Origin of the sequence: Nocardioides sp. LML1-1-1.1, assembly GCF_040676175.1 — a bacterium.
Lineage (GTDB): Bacteria > Actinomycetota > Actinomycetes > Propionibacteriales > Nocardioidaceae > Nocardioides.
Genome location: NZ_JBEGHK010000005.1, coordinates 269,885 through 285,177, shown reverse-complemented (window position 1 = coordinate 285,177; position 15,293 = coordinate 269,885). Strand labels below are relative to the sequence as shown.

Annotated in this window: 13 protein-coding genes; 2 read left to right on the top strand and 11 right to left on the bottom strand. The window is 71.4% G+C overall.

From position 1 onward, the window contains the following. Positions 1–11: 11 nt before the first annotated feature. The 8 genes from MRBLML1_RS18635 to MRBLML1_RS18600 form a co-directional block, all read right to left on the bottom strand. Positions 12–947 (bottom strand): SMP-30/gluconolactonase/LRE family protein, encoded by a 936-nt coding sequence (locus MRBLML1_RS18635; RefSeq protein ID WP_364518754.1) that lies wholly within the window; start codon positions 945–947, stop codon positions 12–14. After that, entirely contained in the window at positions 944–1,375 is a 432-nt protein-coding gene (locus MRBLML1_RS18630) for an NUDIX hydrolase (RefSeq protein ID WP_364518752.1), read from the bottom strand. The genes MRBLML1_RS18635 and MRBLML1_RS18630 overlap by 4 nt, the downstream gene beginning before the upstream one ends. Next, the gene (locus MRBLML1_RS18625; protein WP_364518750.1) at positions 1,372–2,046 is read right to left on the bottom strand and encodes a DUF3105 domain-containing protein; all 675 of its coding nucleotides are present in this window, start codon (positions 2,044–2,046) and stop codon (positions 1,372–1,374) included. The genes MRBLML1_RS18630 and MRBLML1_RS18625 overlap by 4 nt, the downstream gene beginning before the upstream one ends. Then, a complete protein-coding gene (locus MRBLML1_RS18620) occupies positions 2,043–2,342 on the bottom strand; it encodes a thiamine-binding protein (protein ID WP_364518749.1) in 300 nt (99 codons plus the stop codon). The genes MRBLML1_RS18625 and MRBLML1_RS18620 overlap by 4 nt, the downstream gene beginning before the upstream one ends. A 26-nt stretch (positions 2,343–2,368) precedes the next feature. Then, complete coding sequence (locus MRBLML1_RS18615) at positions 2,369–4,756, bottom strand: hypothetical protein (RefSeq protein ID WP_364518747.1); 2,388 nt, start codon at positions 4,754–4,756, stop codon at positions 2,369–2,371. A gap of 43 nt (positions 4,757–4,799) precedes the next feature. Further along, positions 4,800–5,600 carry a nucleotidyltransferase domain-containing protein gene (locus MRBLML1_RS18610; RefSeq protein ID WP_364518745.1) on the bottom strand — a complete coding sequence of 267 codons (801 nt, stop codon included), beginning with the start codon at positions 5,598–5,600 and terminating at the stop codon, positions 4,800–4,802. Between the two features lie 78 nt (positions 5,601–5,678). Further along, a complete protein-coding gene (gene acnA, locus MRBLML1_RS18605; RefSeq protein ID WP_364518743.1) occupies positions 5,679–8,501 on the bottom strand; it encodes an aconitate hydratase AcnA in 2,823 nt (940 codons plus the stop codon). 132 nt (positions 8,502–8,633) lie between these two features. After that, complete coding sequence (locus MRBLML1_RS18600) at positions 8,634–10,517, bottom strand: ABC transporter ATP-binding protein (RefSeq protein ID WP_364518741.1); 1,884 nt, start codon at positions 10,515–10,517, stop codon at positions 8,634–8,636. A gap of 143 nt (positions 10,518–10,660) precedes the next feature. On the opposite strand from MRBLML1_RS18600, the gene MRBLML1_RS18595 reads away from it, so the two are divergent. Further along, positions 10,661–11,236, top strand: coding sequence for a dihydrofolate reductase family protein (locus MRBLML1_RS18595; protein ID WP_364518739.1), 576 nt, complete (start codon positions 10,661–10,663; stop codon positions 11,234–11,236). A gap of 4 nt (positions 11,237–11,240) precedes the next feature. Here MRBLML1_RS18595 and MRBLML1_RS18590 read toward each other — a convergent pair whose 3' ends face one another. The 3 genes from MRBLML1_RS18590 to MRBLML1_RS18580 are packed head-to-tail and all read right to left on the bottom strand — an operon-like array spanning position 11,241 to position 14,556. Continuing rightward, the gene (locus MRBLML1_RS18590; RefSeq protein WP_364518737.1) at positions 11,241–11,411 is read right to left on the bottom strand and encodes a hypothetical protein; all 171 of its coding nucleotides are present in this window, start codon (positions 11,409–11,411) and stop codon (positions 11,241–11,243) included. Beyond that, on the bottom strand, positions 11,408–12,514 hold the full coding sequence (locus MRBLML1_RS18585; protein ID WP_364518735.1) for a class I SAM-dependent RNA methyltransferase: 1,107 nt from the start codon (positions 12,512–12,514) through the stop codon (positions 11,408–11,410). Before MRBLML1_RS18585 ends, MRBLML1_RS18590 begins: the two co-directional genes overlap by 4 nt. Further along, positions 12,511–14,556, bottom strand: coding sequence for an APC family permease (locus MRBLML1_RS18580; protein WP_364518733.1), 2,046 nt, complete (start codon positions 14,554–14,556; stop codon positions 12,511–12,513). The genes MRBLML1_RS18585 and MRBLML1_RS18580 overlap by 4 nt, the downstream gene beginning before the upstream one ends. Positions 14,557–14,620: 64 nt before the next feature. On the opposite strand from MRBLML1_RS18580, the gene MRBLML1_RS18575 reads away from it, so the two are divergent. Continuing rightward, complete coding sequence (locus MRBLML1_RS18575) at positions 14,621–15,286, top strand: potassium channel family protein (protein ID WP_364518731.1); 666 nt, start codon at positions 14,621–14,623, stop codon at positions 15,284–15,286. Positions 15,287–15,293: the final 7 nt, after the last annotated feature.

The following is a 15,293-nucleotide window of genomic DNA, read 5'->3' as shown; positions in this document are numbered from 1 at the left end:
AGTCTAGGCCGTCACAGGTCGTACACCGCGATCGCCGGCTCGTGGAGGCTGCCCATCCACAACCGGCCCTCGTGCTCCCGCACACCCGTCACCATGTGGTACGACGCGCCGTGCTCCTCCGGGCGCAGGTCGATGTCGTGCACCAGGCTCCCCCGGTCGTCGTAGGCGACGACGCGGACGGTCTGCTTCGGCTTGGGCTGGAGCGCCTCGGGGAGCTTCGTGGCCAGCTTGCGCAGCAGCAGCGGGCCGGTCTGCAGCCGCTCGACGAGCGGGTCGGTCGGGCTGGCGATGGTGACCCAGATCAGCCCGTCGGAGCCGCGGGCGATGTTGTCGGGATAGCCCGGCAGGTCGCTCGCGAGCAGGTCGCGGGAGCCCGCCCGCTCGCCGGTGGTCCAGTGCCGCACGACAGTGCGCGCGCCGGTCTCGGCGACCGCCACGAAGTCGCCGCCCTGCGAGAGCGCCACGCCGTTGGCGAAGGCCAGCCCGTCGAGGACGACCGTGACCGTGCCGTCGGGGTCGCGGCGCATCAGCCGGCCGGTGCGGGTGTGCTGGACGAAGTCGTCCTTCCACCGCTCGATGCCGAAGCGCGTCGAGGAGTCGGACCACCAGATCGTGCCGTCGGGGGCGATGGCGGCGTTGTTGCAGAACACCATCGCCGTGCCCTCCACCTCGGCCGTGATCAGCTCCACGGCGCCGGTGGCGGGGTCGACCCAGAGCAGCCCGCGCTTGGCGTCGCACACGAGGAGGCGGCCGTCCTCGGCGTGCTCGATGCCGAGCGGGCGCCCACCGGTCTGCGCGACCAGGTCGACCCGCGCGCCGTCCGGGCTGACCCGGAAGATCGAGCCGTCCTCGGTGCCGGTGAAGACCGACCCGGCGTCGGGACCGGAGGTGGCGACGACGACGTCCTCGGCGCCGGGGCCGGGGACGGGGATCACGGTGAAGGTCATCGGAGCAGCTCCTGGTAGCGGTCGGAGGCGAGGAACACCGGCAGGATCTCACCCGCGGCGCGGGTCAGCGGCAGGTCGCCCAGGGTGGCGGGGTCGACGAACACGATCCGCCGGCCCTCCCCGAGCACGATGTCGGCGTCGGTGGCGGTGGTCGCCGCGGCGTGCACGTGGACCGGGTCGTGGGTGCCGTAGGCCGCGTGGAAGACGGTGAACTCCCGCCACTCCGGCAGCCCGGGAGGCGCGATGCGCAGGCCGGTCTCCTCGGTCAGCTCGCGGTAGGCCGCGGCGCCCGGCTCCTCGCCGTCGTCCACGTGCCCGCCGACGAAGCCCCAGCACTCGGGGTCGATCGCGGGGTGCTCGTCGCGCTCCTGGAGGAGCAGCCAGCCACGCCCGTCGACGAGGATCACCGAGGCGAAGGAGTGGCTCACGCGGCGACCCCGGAGTCGGGCACCTGCTCGGGCCGGACTCCCCCGTTGCAGGAGGCGAACGGCTCGGGCGCGGTGTCCCCGGCGCCGTACTCGTCGATGAAGAGCTGGATCCGCGGGTCGTCGGCGCCCTCCAGCGCGAGCTGGCGGCCCCAGACCGTGATCACGACCGGCGCCTCCTGGTCCGGGTATGGCGACAGCAGCCCGTTCGCGGGCAGCAGGCCCTCCAGCCGCTCGACCCCGTCTGCGTCGACGTCGTCGGGGCGGTAGGTCAGCCAGGTGGTGCCGTGCTCGAGGTCGTGCACGACGTTGACCTCCGGCAGCGGCTCGTCGTAGGCGCCGCACTCGATCCAGACCGGCGCGTGGTCACCGCCCACCGGCGGGCTCTGCGGGTAGTCGAGGTCCTCGCCCAGCGGGACGTGCTTGTTGGTCAGGCCGTCGTACGACTTCACGGCGGCCAGGTCGCTCTGCTCGCCGCCGGGCCTGTCGTCGTCGCGGGTGAGCAGCAGCGGCACCAGCACCGCTGCCGTGACCAGCACGAGCGCCACCACCACGGCGAGCACCACGGGCAGCACCCGGCGCCGGCGCGGAGCCGGGGGCGGGAACGACGGGGGGAACGGCGGCGGCGCGAAGGGCGGCGGGGGCGGGAACGGCGGCGGGGGCGGCTGGGTCACCGCTCGAGCGCCCTCTCCACCCGCTCCACCTTCGCCGTCAGCTCGCCGGTGAAGCCGGGCCGGATGTCGGCCTTAAGCACGAGCGAGACCCGCGGCGAGGTGGCGGCGACGACGTCGACGGCCTGCTTGACCACGGCCATCACCTCGTCCCACTCCCCCTCGATCGTGGTGAACATGGCGTCGGTGCGGTTCGGCAGCCCCGAGTCGCGGACCACCCGGACCGCGGCGGCGACCGCCTCGGACACCCCACCGGTGTCGTCGGAGGTGGCGGGGCTGATGCTGAACGCGACGAGCATGCCCCCACCGTAGCCAGGGGCCCGGCTCAGGCGATGGCCACCGTAGACGCCGACGTCTTGGCGGTGGTCAGGTAGCCCGCCAGCGACCGGGTCACCACGACCTTGATCGTCTTGCCCTTGTCGAGCGAGGTGAGCTTGTAGGTCGAGGCCGTGGCGCCGCTGACGAGGACACCCGAGCGGTACCACTTGTAGGTCGTCCCGCTCGGCGTCGGCGACCAGGTGCCGGGCACGGCGGTGAGGGTGGAACCGACCTTCTTCGTGCCGGAGACGGTGGGCACCGGCGCGGTGGTGAACACCTTCAGGACCGCGCTGGTCGCTGCCGAGGTGACGGCCTTGGTGACGTAGCCCGCCTTGGTGCCGGTCACCTTCACCGTGATCGTCTTGCCGGCGTCGGTCGAGGTGAGCTTGTACGTCGACGCGGTGGCCCCCGAGATCGCCGCACCCGAGCGGTACCACTGGTAGGCCGTCGTCGTCGGCACCGGCGACCAGGTCCCGGCCGCCGCGGTGAGCGTGTACCCCACGGCCTTGGTGCCGCTGATCGCCGGCGCCGGCGCGGTGAAGACGCCCTGCACGGCCGCGGTGGCGGCGGAGGTCTTGGCGAGGTCGGTGTAGCCGGTCTTCTTGCCGGTCACCCTCACCGAGATCGCCTTGCCCTGGTCGGCCGCCACGAGCGGGTACGTCGCCGCGGTCGCGCCGGTGATCGCGGTCCCGGACCGCAGCCACTGGTAGGTGAAGGTCGTGCCGGTGGTCCAGGTGCCGGTGCTGGCGGTCAGCGTCGAGCCGACGGCCGTCGTACCGGCGATGGTCGGCGTGGCGCCGGTGAGCGTCGCGGGCACGGTGACCGAGACCCGGTTGAAGTACTCGTTGTCGCCGTGCTCCCAGTCGTAGGCGGTCAGTCGCGCCTCGAGCTTCTTGCCCTGCATCTGCGCGGTGACGGTGATGCTCTCGTTCCAGCCGTCGGCGACCGGCCGGCCGTCGAGGAACCACTGCCAGCTGGTGCTGGTGCTCGCCGGGGTGAACGTGCCGGCCTTCGCGGTCGCGGTCGAGCCCACGGTGAGGGGGCCGGTGATCGACAGGCTGCCGGTCATCGTCGGTGCGGTGCCGCCGACGGTGTTGACGCCCCACGCCTGGACCGCGGGGGCGTAGCCCGGCGCGGTGCCGGTGATGAAGGCGACCGGACGCTTCCCGGTCAGGTCCGCCGTCGGGGTGTACGTCGGAGAGGTGGCCCCGGCGATCGCGACCCACTGCGTGCCGTCCCAGTACTTCCACTGCCACGCCAGGGTGGTCTCCGCGGGGCTCCACGTGCCCGGGTCGACCGTGATCGGCGTACCGACCGCGGTGACGCCGGTGCCGGTCGTCCAGGGGTTGCCCGGCTGCATCGCCTTGCCGGCGACGGGCAGCGAGATGTCCTGCTTGAGCTTGGGCTCGCCCGCGGCGGGCTTCCACACGGTCGCGCCGGCGAGGTCCGGCGAGCCGCCGAGGCAGCGGGTGGCGTAGCGGTCCGGCCGGGTCGGGCCCTCGGGACCGTAGTCGTCGTCGTAGAAGCAGGCGGTGTACTCGCGGTCGTCACGGATCGGGTGCGACATCCGGCCGTCGGCGCCGGTCGCGAGCGGGCCGTACTGCAGCCCGTCGTCCCACGCGCCGCCACCCGCGGGCCGGGAGAAGACGTTCCAGCGCACCTTGTCCAGCGGCGCTCCGCTCGCGTCGACCGCGCGCAGGTAGAAGCCCCGCCAGTCCTGCACCGCCAGGTCGACGTTCGCCGTCTGTCCGGGGGCCACCGTGAAGGTCTGGCCCGGCACGACGGTCAGGAAGCCCTCCTCGCCGTACGGCTCGTTGCCGTTGATCGTGATCGAGCCGGGGGCGACCTTGTCGATCGTGAAGGTGCCGTCGGCGGCGGTGCTCACGCCGGGCCAGCTGCTCCAGTAGTCGCGGGCGTCGTTGTCGGCCGTGATCTGGGCGGTCGTCCAGGCCGTCGCGACCCCGTTCTTCCTGACCGTGCCGTTGATCTTCCCCCACCGGTCGAGGCTCGCGTTCAGCGTCGTCGCCGTGGTGATGCTCCGGGTGACCGGCACCTCCGGGGCGTAGACGTCGGCGCACGCGTAGTCACCCCAGCACTCGATGCTGATCTCGTAGTCCCCAGTCGCGGGGATCGTGATCGAGTAGGTCCCGTCGGCCGCGGTGTAGTCGTAGGCCCGTGGGTCCAGGGTGTTGCCGTTGGTCTGGTTGACCTCGACGAACACGTCCTCGACGGGCACGCTCACTCCGTTGGCGTCGAGCCCGGTGATCTTCCCGCTCAGCACGACCGACACCGCCTGGGCCGGTCCCGCGAGCACGGGGACGGTCGCCAGCGCGAGCAGGGCGCCGAGGAGGACGGTGAGCAGGGCAGCCGGGCGAGACCCCGAGACGAGACGCATGAGCGCCATGCTCTCCCGCTGAAGCCGAGTCAAACCCGAGTTCTCAACCGGGTGCCCATCGCGCGAGCAGTGCTTGGAACCCGGCTTCCGCCTCCGCCCGCAGCCGGGGCGAGCGCGGTACCGACAGGTCGGGTTCGGCGGCGAAGATCCCGTCGACCCAGCGCGCGACGGCCGGGGGCACCGGGGCGCTGCCCAGCTCTCGGGTCCGCGCCTTGCGCTCGCGCAGCTCCCCCACCTCCTCGCGTACGTCGCTGGGGACGTCGGCCTGATCCAACAGCTCGTCGAGGCTCATCGGCGGCACGCCGGCGTGATCGTCGAGCCAACGCAGCGTCACCGCTGGGCGCACCGCGTAGAAGACCCGCTTGAGCACGACCGTGGCCGGACCGTCGGCCGCTCGGTGCCACTGAGCGCGACCCACGTGCAGGTAGTGGCGGCGCAGCCGGGCCGGGTCGACGACGCGGTCCACGAGCGCCAGCAGCTCATCGCGGAAGGCGGGGTCGCCGTCGTAAACCCATGGAGAACGCAGCCACTCGCCCACCGTGGCGTTGCCCGCGGTGGCGAGCCGGATCGCCTTGCCGAGGTCCCAGCCGTTGACGTCAAGGAGGCCTTCCAGTGGCGTCTCGATCACGTCACGAGCCGGCCAGAGCGCCGAGTAGGCAGCCACGGGACGGACGAAGAAGAACCGGCAGTCGTAGTCGCTGTCCGGCGAGGCGAAGCCCCATGCCCGGCTGCCGCTCTCGATCGCCCAGGGCACCCGCACACCGTGGTCGGCCGCCACCCCCGCCAGTCGCGCGTCGATCGCGGCGACCGCGGCGGGGTCGAAGCTGGGCGGGATGGCGCGCATGAGCGGAACCGTACGACAGACGACGAACGGCCCGCCTCTCCGTTTCCGGAGGGACGGGCCGTTCGGGTGGAGCAGGTGTCAGCCGCGCAGCAGGTTGCGCAGGACGTACTGCATGATGCCGCCGTTGCGGTAGTAGTTCGCCTCACCGGGGGTGTCGATGCGGACGACCGCGTCGAACTCCACGCCGGAGTCGGTGGTGACCTTGACCGTCGAGGGCGTGGTGCCGTCGTTGAGGGCGGTGATGCCGGTGATGGAGAAGGTCTCCTCACCGGTCAGGCCCAGCGAGTCGGCGTTCTGGCCCTCGGGGAACTGCAGCGGGATGACGCCCATGCCGATGAGGTTGGAGCGGTGGATCCGCTCGTAGCTCTCGGCGATGACCGCCTTGACGCCCAGCAGCGAGGTGCCCTTGGCCGCCCAGTCGCGCGACGAGCCGGAGCCGTACTCCTTGCCGGCCAGGACGACCAGCGGGGTGCCGGCGGCCTGGTAGTTGACGGAGGCGTCGTAGACGAAGGTCACCGGGCCGTCGGCCTGGGTGAAGTCGCGGGTGAAGCCGCCCTCGGTGCCCGGCGCGATCTGGTTGCGCAGGCGGATGTTGGCGAACGTGCCGCGGATCATGACCTCGTGGTTGCCCCGGCGCGAGCCGTAGGAGTTGAAGTCACGCTGCTCGACGCCGTTCTCGGTGAGGTAGGCACCCGCGGGCGAGTCCTTCTTGATCGCACCGGCCGGCGAGATGTGGTCGGTGGTGACCGAGTCGCCGAGCTTGAGCAGGACGCGGGCACCGTCGATGTCGGTGACCGGGGCCGGCTCGTCGGGCATCCCGTCGAAGTACGGCGCCTTGCGGACGTACGTCGAGCTCTCGTCCCACGTGAAGGTGTTGCCCTCCGGCGTGGGGAGCGAGCGCCAGCGCTCGTCGCCCTTGAAGACGTCGGCGTAGGAGGAGGCGAACATGTCGGAGTTGATCGCCCCGGCGATGGTCTCCTCGACCTCGGACGGCGAGGGCCAGATGTCCTTGAGGAAGACGTCGTTGCCGTCGGTGTCCTGGCCCAGCGGGTCGTTGAACAGGTCGACGTCCATCGAGCCGGCCAGCGCGTACGCGACGACCAGCGGCGGGGAGGCCAGGTAGTTCATCTTGATGTCGGGGCTGATCCGGCCCTCGAAGTTCCGGTTGCCCGACAGCACCGAGACGACCGCGAGGTCGTGCTCGTTGACCGCGGCGGAGACCTCGGGGATGAGCGGGCCGGAGTTGCCGATGCAGGTGACGCAGCCGTAGCCGACGAGGTTGAAGCCCAGCTTGTCGAGGTACGGCGTGAGGCCGGCCTTGTCGTAGTAGTCGCTCACGACCTGCGAGCCCGGCGCCAGCGTGGTCTTGACCCACGGCTTGCGGACCAGGCCCTTCTCGACGGCCTTCTTGGCCAGCAGCGCGGCACCGATCATCACCGACGGGTTGGACGTGTTGGTGCAGGAGGTGATCGAGGCGATCGTCACCGCACCGTGGTCCAGGGTGAAGGTGGTGCCGTCCTCGAGGGTGACCTCGACCGGCTTCGACGTGCGCCCACCGTCGGCCGGAGCCGCCGAGAGGTGCTGCGCGGCCGGGGCGGCCTCGCCGTTGGACTGCGCCGGGTCGTGCGAGGGGGCGTCGGAGCCCGGGAAGGACTCCTCGACGGCCTCGTCGTAGCCGGTGGTCTGCTGGTCGTCGCCGGCGTAGTCGACCAGCGCGGTGCGGAAGGACTCCTTGGCCTCGGAGACCAGCACGCGGTCCTGCGGGCGCTTCGGCCCCGCGATGGACGGTACGACGGTCGCGAGGTCGAGCTCGAGCTTCTCCGAGTAGCGCGGCTCGGCGGCCGGGTCGAGCCAGAGGCCCTGCTCCTTGGCGTACTTCTCGACGAGCGCGATCTGCTCCTCGGAGCGGCCCGTGAGGCGCAGGTAGGTCGTGGTCTCCTCATCGATCGGGAAGACCGCGATGGTCGAGCCGAACTCAGGCGACATGTTGCCGATGGTGGCGCGGTTGGCCAGCGGCAGGGCCGCGACACCGGGACCGTAGAACTCGACGAACTTGCCGACGACGCCGTGCTTGCGCACCATCTCGGTGATCGTGAGCACCAGGTCGGTGGCGGTGGAGCCCTCGGGCAGCTCGCCGGAGAGCTTGAAGCCGACGACCCGCGGGATCAGCATGGAGACCGGCTGGCCGAGCATCGCGGCCTCGGCCTCGATGCCGCCGACGCCCCAGCCGACGACGCCGATGCCGTTGACCATGGTGGTGTGCGAGTCGGTGCCGACGCAGGTGTCGGGGTAGGCCAGCAGCTCGCCGTCGACCTCACGGGTGAAGACGGTGCGCGCGAGGTGCTCGATGTTGACCTGGTGGACGATGCCGGTGCCCGGCGGGACGACCTTGAAGTCGTCGAAGGCGCCCTGGCCCCAGCGCAGGAACTGGTAGCGCTCGCGGTTGCGCTCGTACTCGATCTCGACGTTCTTCTGGAACGCCTCGGGCGAGCCGAAGACGTCGGCCATGACGGAGTGGTCGATGACCATCTCGGCCGGGGCGAGCGGGTTGATCTTGGTGGCGTCGCCGCCGAGCTCGGCCATCGCCTCGCGCATGGTGGCGAGGTCGACGACGCAGGGCACGCCGGTGAAGTCCTGCATGATCACGCGCGCCGGCGTGAACTGGATCTCCTTGTCGGGCTGGGCGTTCTCGTCCCAGCCGGCGAGGGCCTTGATGTCCTCGGCCGTGATGTCCGCGCCGTCCTCGGCACGGAGCAGGTTCTCGAGCAGCACCTTCAGCGAGAACGGCAGGCTCTCGACGTCCAGGCCCTCCCCGGTGACCGCGTCGAGGCGGAAGATCTCGTAGGACTTGCCGTCCACGTCCAGGGTGCTCTTGGCGCCGAAGCTGTTCTTGCTGGCCATCGCGTCTCCGTCCTCATCGACTTCGTCGTTGTCGGTAGGTCTCTCCGGCCATCCTGCCGCCGGTACGCGACGTACGGATAGTGAGGCTGACCTAAGTTGGCAGAGTCTTCGGGGATCCGATATCTCTTGACGTCAAGATACACGATCCGACGGCAGATCACCAGCGAATTGCGTCGTGTAGAGCTCGGCGTAGCGGCCGCCGGCCGCGAGCAGCTCGGCGTGCGTGCCGCGCTCGACGATCCGGCCGTCCTCGACGACCGCGATCAGGTCCGCCGCGCGGATCGTGGAGAGCCGGTGCGCGATCACCAGCGCGGTCCGTCCGGCCAGCGCCTCGGCCAGCGCGGCCTGCACCGCCGCCTCCGAGGTCGAGTCCAGCGAGGCGGTCGCCTCGTCGAGGATCACCACCCGCGGCTGCTTGAGCAGCAGGCGGGCGATCGTGAGCCGCTGCCGCTCTCCGCCGGAGAGCCGGTAGCCGCGCTCCCCCACCACCGTGTCGAGCGCGTCCGGCAGCGAACGGACGAAGTCGGCGAGCCGGGCCCGGGTCAGCGCGTCCCAGAGCTCCTGCTCGTCGGCATCGGGCCGGGCGAGCAGCAGGTTGCCGCGGATCGTGTCGTGGAAGAGGTGGCCGTCCTGGGTGACCATGCCGACCGCGTCGCGGATCGCGGTCGCCGTCAGGTCCCGTACGTCGACGCCGGCCAGCCGCACCGCGCCGGTGTCCACGTCGTAGAGCCGGGAGACGAGCTGGGCCAGCGTGGACTTGCCCGCACCCGAGGAGCCCACCAGCGCGACCACCTGGCCCGGCTCCGCGCGCAACGAGACACCGTGCAGCACCTCCTCGCCACCGCGGGCGTCCAGCACCGCGACCGCCTCCAGCGAGGCGAGCGAGACCTTGTCGGCCGCCGGGTACGAGAAGTGCACGTCGTCCAGCTCGACCGCCACCGGACCCTCCGGCAGCGGGCCGGCTCCCGGGCGCTCCTTGATGAGCGGCTCCAGGTCGAGCACCTCGAAGACCCGTTCGAACGACACCAGCGCGCTCATCACGTCGACGCGGGCGCTTGCCAGGGAGGTGAGCGGGGCGTAGAGCCGGGTCAGCAGCAGGGAGAGCGCGACCACGTCGCCGGCATCGAGGCTGCCGCGGATGGCGGCGAGCCCGCCCACGCCGTAGACGACCGCGACGGCGAGCGCCGAGACCAGGGTGAGCGCGGTGACGAAGGTGGTCTGCACCATCGCCGTACGGACCCCGATCTGGGCGACCCGCTGCGCCCGCGCCGAGAACTCAGCCGACTCCTGGTCGGGGCGGCCGAAGAGCTTGACCAGCGTGGCGCCGGGCGCGGAGAAGCGCTCGGTCATCTGGTTGCCCATCGCGGCGTTGTGGTCGGCGGCCTCGCGCTGGATGCCGGCCAGCCGGCGTCCCATCCGCCGCGCCGGTACGACGAACACCGGCAGCAGCACGAGCGCCAGCAGGGTCACCTGCCAGGAGATCCCCAGCATCACCACGAGCGTCAGGGTGAGCGTGACGAGGTTGCCGACGACCCCGGAGAGGGTCGTGCTGAAGGCCCGCTGGGCACCGATCACGTCGTTGTTGAGCCGGCTGACCAGCGCGCCGGTGCGGGTGCGGTTGAAGAACGCGACCGGCATCCGCTGCACGTGGTCGAAGACCGAGGTGCGCAGGTCGAGGATCAGCCCCTCGCCGATCCGGGCGGAGAGCCAGCGCGCGAGCAGCCCGAACGCCGCGTCGGCGACGGCGAGGCCGGCGATGGCGAGGGCGAGGGTCGTCACCACGTGCTCGCGGCCGCCCTCGACGATCGCGTTCACCACCCGGCCGGCCAGCACCGGCGTGGCCACCGCCAGCGCGGCGGTCACCACGCTGAGCACGACGAAGCCGACCAGCTCACCCCGGTGCGGGCGGGCGAAGGAGAGGATCCGGCGCGCGGTGGCCGTGCTGAACGCACGCTCCTCGTCGGGACCGTGCATGCCCCGGTAGACCTGGTTCCACGCGACCTGTTCCATGCTCATGGCGCGACCGTAGAACCTCAAGTCGGGTTGAGGACAAGCCAGTCTGCCCTCACCTGAGGAAAATCTCCGGCGGGTTGTCGTACGGGGCCCGGGCCGTTCGTGGAGAGGATGAGAAGCACCCCAACCCGACCTCGGAGGTCACCATGCGCACCCTGATCTACACCGCTTTCGTCTCCCTCGACGGCGTCGTCCAGGCCCCCGGCCCGGAGGCCGACTACCCCAACGGCGGCTGGACCTTCCAGGACATCGAGTTCCGCGAGGAGGTCTACGAGCTCAAGGCCCGCGAGCAGGAGGAGGCCAGCGCGATGCTGCTCGGCCGGGTGAGCTACCAGGGCTTCGCGCCGGTGTGGCCCTCGATGACCGAGGAGTTCCCGCGCTACAACGCGATGCCGAAGTTCGTCCTGTCGACCACGCTGCAGGAGGCGGACCTCGTCGACAACTGGGGCGAGACCACGATCCTGCGCTCCCTCGACGACGTCGCCGCGCTCAAGGAGACCGAGGGCGGGCCGATCTCGATCCACGGCTCGGCCAGCCTGGCGCGCAACCTCGCCGACGCGGGCCTGCTCGACCGCTACCACCTGCTGGTCTTCCCGTGGGTGCTCGGCGCGGGCACCCGGATGTGGAGCGAGACGCCCAAGGACCGGCAGAAGCTGGACCTCGTCGAGAGCGAGAGCTACGCCAACGGCGTGCAGAAGCTCTGCTACGCCGTCGTGCGCTGAGCGGCTACAGCTTCATCATCGGGAACGGCCGGGCCGGGTGGCGCACGGCGTGGGCGAGCCGGCCGCCGAGGATCTGGCGGTGGAAGCCGGCGTACGGCGGAGCCTCGCTGTCACCCAGGTCGGCGGCGCAGCGGTCGAGGACGGCGTCGACGACGGGATGCGCGGTGACGGTCACGGTTTCCTCTCGAGCAGGGCGACGCACTCCACGTGGTGGGTCATCGGGAACAGGTCGAAGGCCCGCAGCGAGGTCAGCGCGTAGCCGTGCTCGGCGAAGATGGCCAGGTCCCGGGCCAGCGCCGAGGGGTCGCAGGCGACGTAGGCGAGGGCCCGGGGCGTACGACGCACGACCTGCTCCACGACCGCCCGTCTGGCGCCCACCCGCGGCGGGTCGAGCACGACCAGGTCGACCGGCTCGGGCAGGTCCTCGGCGAGCACCGTGCCGACGTCGCCGGCCCGCACCACGACGCCCGGGCAGTTGCGCGCCGACAGCGCGGAGGCGGCCGCGTCGCCCTCGACCGCGGCGACCCGGCCGTCCGGGCCGACCGCTTCGGCCAGGAACCGGCTGAACAGGCCGACCCCGGCGTAGAGGTCGAGCACCGACTCCCCCGGCCGCGGCCCGAGCGCGGCGAGGACGGCGTCGACCAGGGCCTCGGGGGCACCGGGGTGCACCTGCCAGAAACCGCCGTCGGCGACCTCGAAGAGGTGCCCGTGGACGTCGTACGACGGCCCGGTGGGCGCCTCCAGCAGGCACTCCTCGACCGGGACCACCTCGTGCGAGCGGTGCTTGCGCATCCCCCGGCGGCCGTCCGGCAGCGCGACGTAGCGCTGGCGGGTGCGCCAGCGCAGGCCGTCCACGTCACCGGGCACCGCCTCGACCACGACGTCCACGTCGAGACGGGCGACCCGGCGCAGCTGCTCGCGCACGACGTCGGCCTTGAGCCGGCGCTGGGCGGCGAGGTCGACGTGCTGGAAGTCGCAGCCGCCGCAGAGCCCGGGGCCGGCGTAGGGGCAGGGGGCGGGGACCCGCTCGGGCGCGGCGCCGAGGATCTCCACGGCGTCGGCGCGCCAGAACTTGTCGCCCTCCGACCCGTCGGTGACCTCGACGACCACCCGCTCCCCGGGCAGCGCGTGGCGCACGAAGACGACCCGGTCCTCGGCACGGGCGACGAAGTGACCGCCGTGCGCGACCGGCCCGACCTCGACCTCGAGGCGCCGGCCGACCGCTGAGGCACCGCGCGCCTTGCGGGCGCGGGGGCGTCGTCCGGACGGGCGGCTCACCGCTGGATCTGCCCGGACGGGCGCTCGTCGTCGACCCGGCCCCGGCGCAGGTCGCCGGGCCGCACCCGGTGCTCCTCGCGCTCCTCGCGCTCCAGGGCGATGCCGGAGGAGCGCAGCTGGTAGGGCACCGAGGTGACCATGACGCCGGGTGTGAAGAGCAGGCGGCCCTTGAGCCGCAGGGCGGTCTGGTTGTGCAGCAGCTGCTCCCACCAGCGCCCGACGACGTACTCGGGGATGTAGACCGCGACGACGGCGCGCGGGTTGGCACCGCGGATGGCCGTGGCGTACTCGATGATCGGCCGCACCACCTCGCGGTACGGCGAGTGCAGGACCTTGAGCGGGACGCCGGTGTTGCGCTCGTCCCACTCGGTGAGCAGGCGGGCGGTGTCCTTCTCGTCGACCGAGACGTAGACGCCCTCCAGCGAGTTGGGCCGGGTGGCCTTGGCGAAGGCCAGCGCCCGCAGCGTCGGCTTGTGCAGCTTGGAGACGAGCACGATGGCGTGCACCCGGGTCGGGAGCGCCTTGTCGGTCTCGTCGGCGGCCAGCTCGCGCTCGACGTTGTCGTAGTGCTTCTTGATGCCCTTCATGACCGCGAAGAAGAAGGCCATCGCGAGGATCGTGATCCAGGCACCGGCGAGGAACTTCGTCAGCAGCACCACGACGAGGACCACGGCGGTGAACGACAGGCCGACGGCGTTGATCGTGCGCGAGCGCACCATCCGCCGTCGCTCGGCCGGGTCGCGCTCGGTCGCCAGGTGGCGGGTCCAGTGCCGGATCATGCCGAGCTGGCTGAGGTTGAAGGAGACGAAGACCCCGACGATGTAGAGCTGGATCAGCTTCGTGGTCTCGGCGTCGAAGGCGATGATCAGCACGATCGCCATCAGCGCGAGGAACACGATGCCGTTGCTGTAGGCGAGCCGGTCGCCGCGGGCGCCCAGCGCGCGCGGCGCGAGGCCGTCCTTGGCGAGGATCGAGCCGAGCACCGGGAAGCCGTTGAAGGCGGTGTTGGCGGCGAGCACCAGGATGATGCCGGTGACCGTCACGACGAAGTAGAAGCCCGGGCTGAAGTCGTGGAAGACCGCCTGGGCGATCTGCGCGATCACCGCGTGCTGGTCGTAGCCGTCGGGCAACGGCCGGCCGTCGAGCGTGAGCCGCTCCAGCTCGTGCGGGTCGACGTACTTGAGGCCCATCTGCTTGGCCAGCACGATGACGCTGAGCATCATCGAGATCGCGATCAGGCCGAGCAGCAGCAGCGTGGTGGCGGCGTTCTTGCTCTTGGGCCGCTTGAACGCCGGCACGCCGTTGGAGATCGCCTCGACCCCGGTCAGCGCCGCACAGCCGGAGGAGAACGCCCGGGCGAGCAGCACGATCAGCCCGAAGGTGGTCAGCGGGTCCTCCCAGCCGTCCTTCGGGGTGATGTCGAGCTCGGAGCTCTCCGCCATGGGCAGATCACCGAGGGTCATCTCGAAGAAGCCGTAGGCGCACATGCCGAGGATCGCGAACATGAACAGGTACGTCGGCACCGCGAAGAAGGAGCCCGACTCCCGGATCCCGCGCAGGTTCATCGCCATCAGCAGCAGCACCATGACGATCGCGACGCTCGCCTCGTGGTCCTGGAAGACGGGGATCGCCGAGGAGGCGTAGTTGGCGCCGGAGGAGATCGACACCGCCACGGTCAGCACGTAGTCGACCAGCAGCGCGCTGGCGACCGTCATGCCCGCCGTACGGCCCAGGTTGACGGTGGCCACCTCGTAGTCGCCGCCGCCGGAGGGGTAGGCGTGCACGGTCTGGCGGTAGGACGCGATGACCGCCGCCATGACGATGGCGACCGCGATCGCGATCTTCCACGACCAGACGTACTGCGACGCGCCGGCGATGGCCAGCATGATGAAGACCTCGTCGGGGGCGTAGGCCACCGAGGAGAGGGCGTCGCTGGCGAAAACGGGAAGCGCGATGCGCTTGGGGAGCAGCGTCTCCCCCAGTTGTGCGCTGCGTAGCTTGCGTCCGAGCAGGATCCGCTTCGAGACGTCACCGACACCCACGAGCGACAACGGTAGGGCATCGGGAACGCTGCCCCGTGATCTGCGGTGCTATAGCGTTTCCGTCGTGCACGTCGTGATCATGGGATGCGGTCGAGTCGGCTCGACCCTGGCCCGCAGCCTCGAGGACCGCAACCACACGGTGTCGGTCATCGACTCCGAGCCCGACGCCTTCCGGCGTCTCGGGCCGGGCTTCAACGGGGACAAGATCCCCGGGATGGGCTTCGACCAGGAGGTGCTGGAGAAGGCCGGCATCCGCCGAGCCGACGCCTTCGCCGCCGTCTCGAGCGGCGACAACTCCAACATCATCGCCGCCCGGGTGGCGCGCGAGACCTTCGGGATCCAGCAGGTCGTGGCCCGGATCTACGACCCCGGCCGGGCCGAGGTCTACCAGCGGCTCGGGATCACCACCGTCGCCACCGTGAAGTGGACCGCGGACCAGGTGCTGCGCCGGATCCTGCCGGCCGGCGCCGAGCCCGACTTCCGCGACCCCTCCGGCACCATCCGGGTCGACCACGTGCCCGCCCCCGAGGTCTGGGTGGGTGCCCGGGTGGGCCAGCTGCAGGAGCAGGGCCGCTGCCGGGTGGCCTGGATCGACCGGCTCGGCGAGGGCGTGCTGCCCGACCGCGACAGCGTGATCCAGGAGGGCGACATGCTGCACCTGATCACCCGCGAGGAGACCGCGGAGCTTTCGTACGACGTGCTGGGCCGCGGCCCCGAGCACGGCGATTGAGCAGCCT

What these genes read in the sequence shown, in the direction of transcription:
- MRBLML1_RS18615 (WP_364518747.1), bottom strand. Translation starts at nt 4,756, where the DNA reads ATGCGTCTCGTCTCGGGGTCTCGCCCGGCTGCCCTGCTCACCGTCCTC.
- MRBLML1_RS18610 (WP_364518745.1), bottom strand. Translation starts at nt 5,600, where the DNA reads ATGCGCGCCATCCCGCCCAGCTTCGACCCCGCCGCGGTCGCCGCGATC.
- MRBLML1_RS18600 (WP_364518741.1), bottom strand. Translation starts at nt 10,517, where the DNA reads ATGAGCATGGAACAGGTCGCGTGGAACCAGGTCTACCGGGGCATGCAC.
- acnA (WP_364518743.1), bottom strand. Translation starts at nt 8,501, where the DNA reads ATGGCCAGCAAGAACAGCTTCGGCGCCAAGAGCACCCTGGACGTGGAC.
- MRBLML1_RS18635 (WP_364518754.1), bottom strand. Translation starts at nt 947, where the DNA reads ATGACCTTCACCGTGATCCCCGTCCCCGGCCCCGGCGCCGAGGACGTC.
- MRBLML1_RS18595 (WP_364518739.1), top strand. Translation starts at nt 10,661, where the DNA reads ATGCGCACCCTGATCTACACCGCTTTCGTCTCCCTCGACGGCGTCGTC.
- MRBLML1_RS18620 (WP_364518749.1), bottom strand. Translation starts at nt 2,342, where the DNA reads ATGCTCGTCGCGTTCAGCATCAGCCCCGCCACCTCCGACGACACCGGT.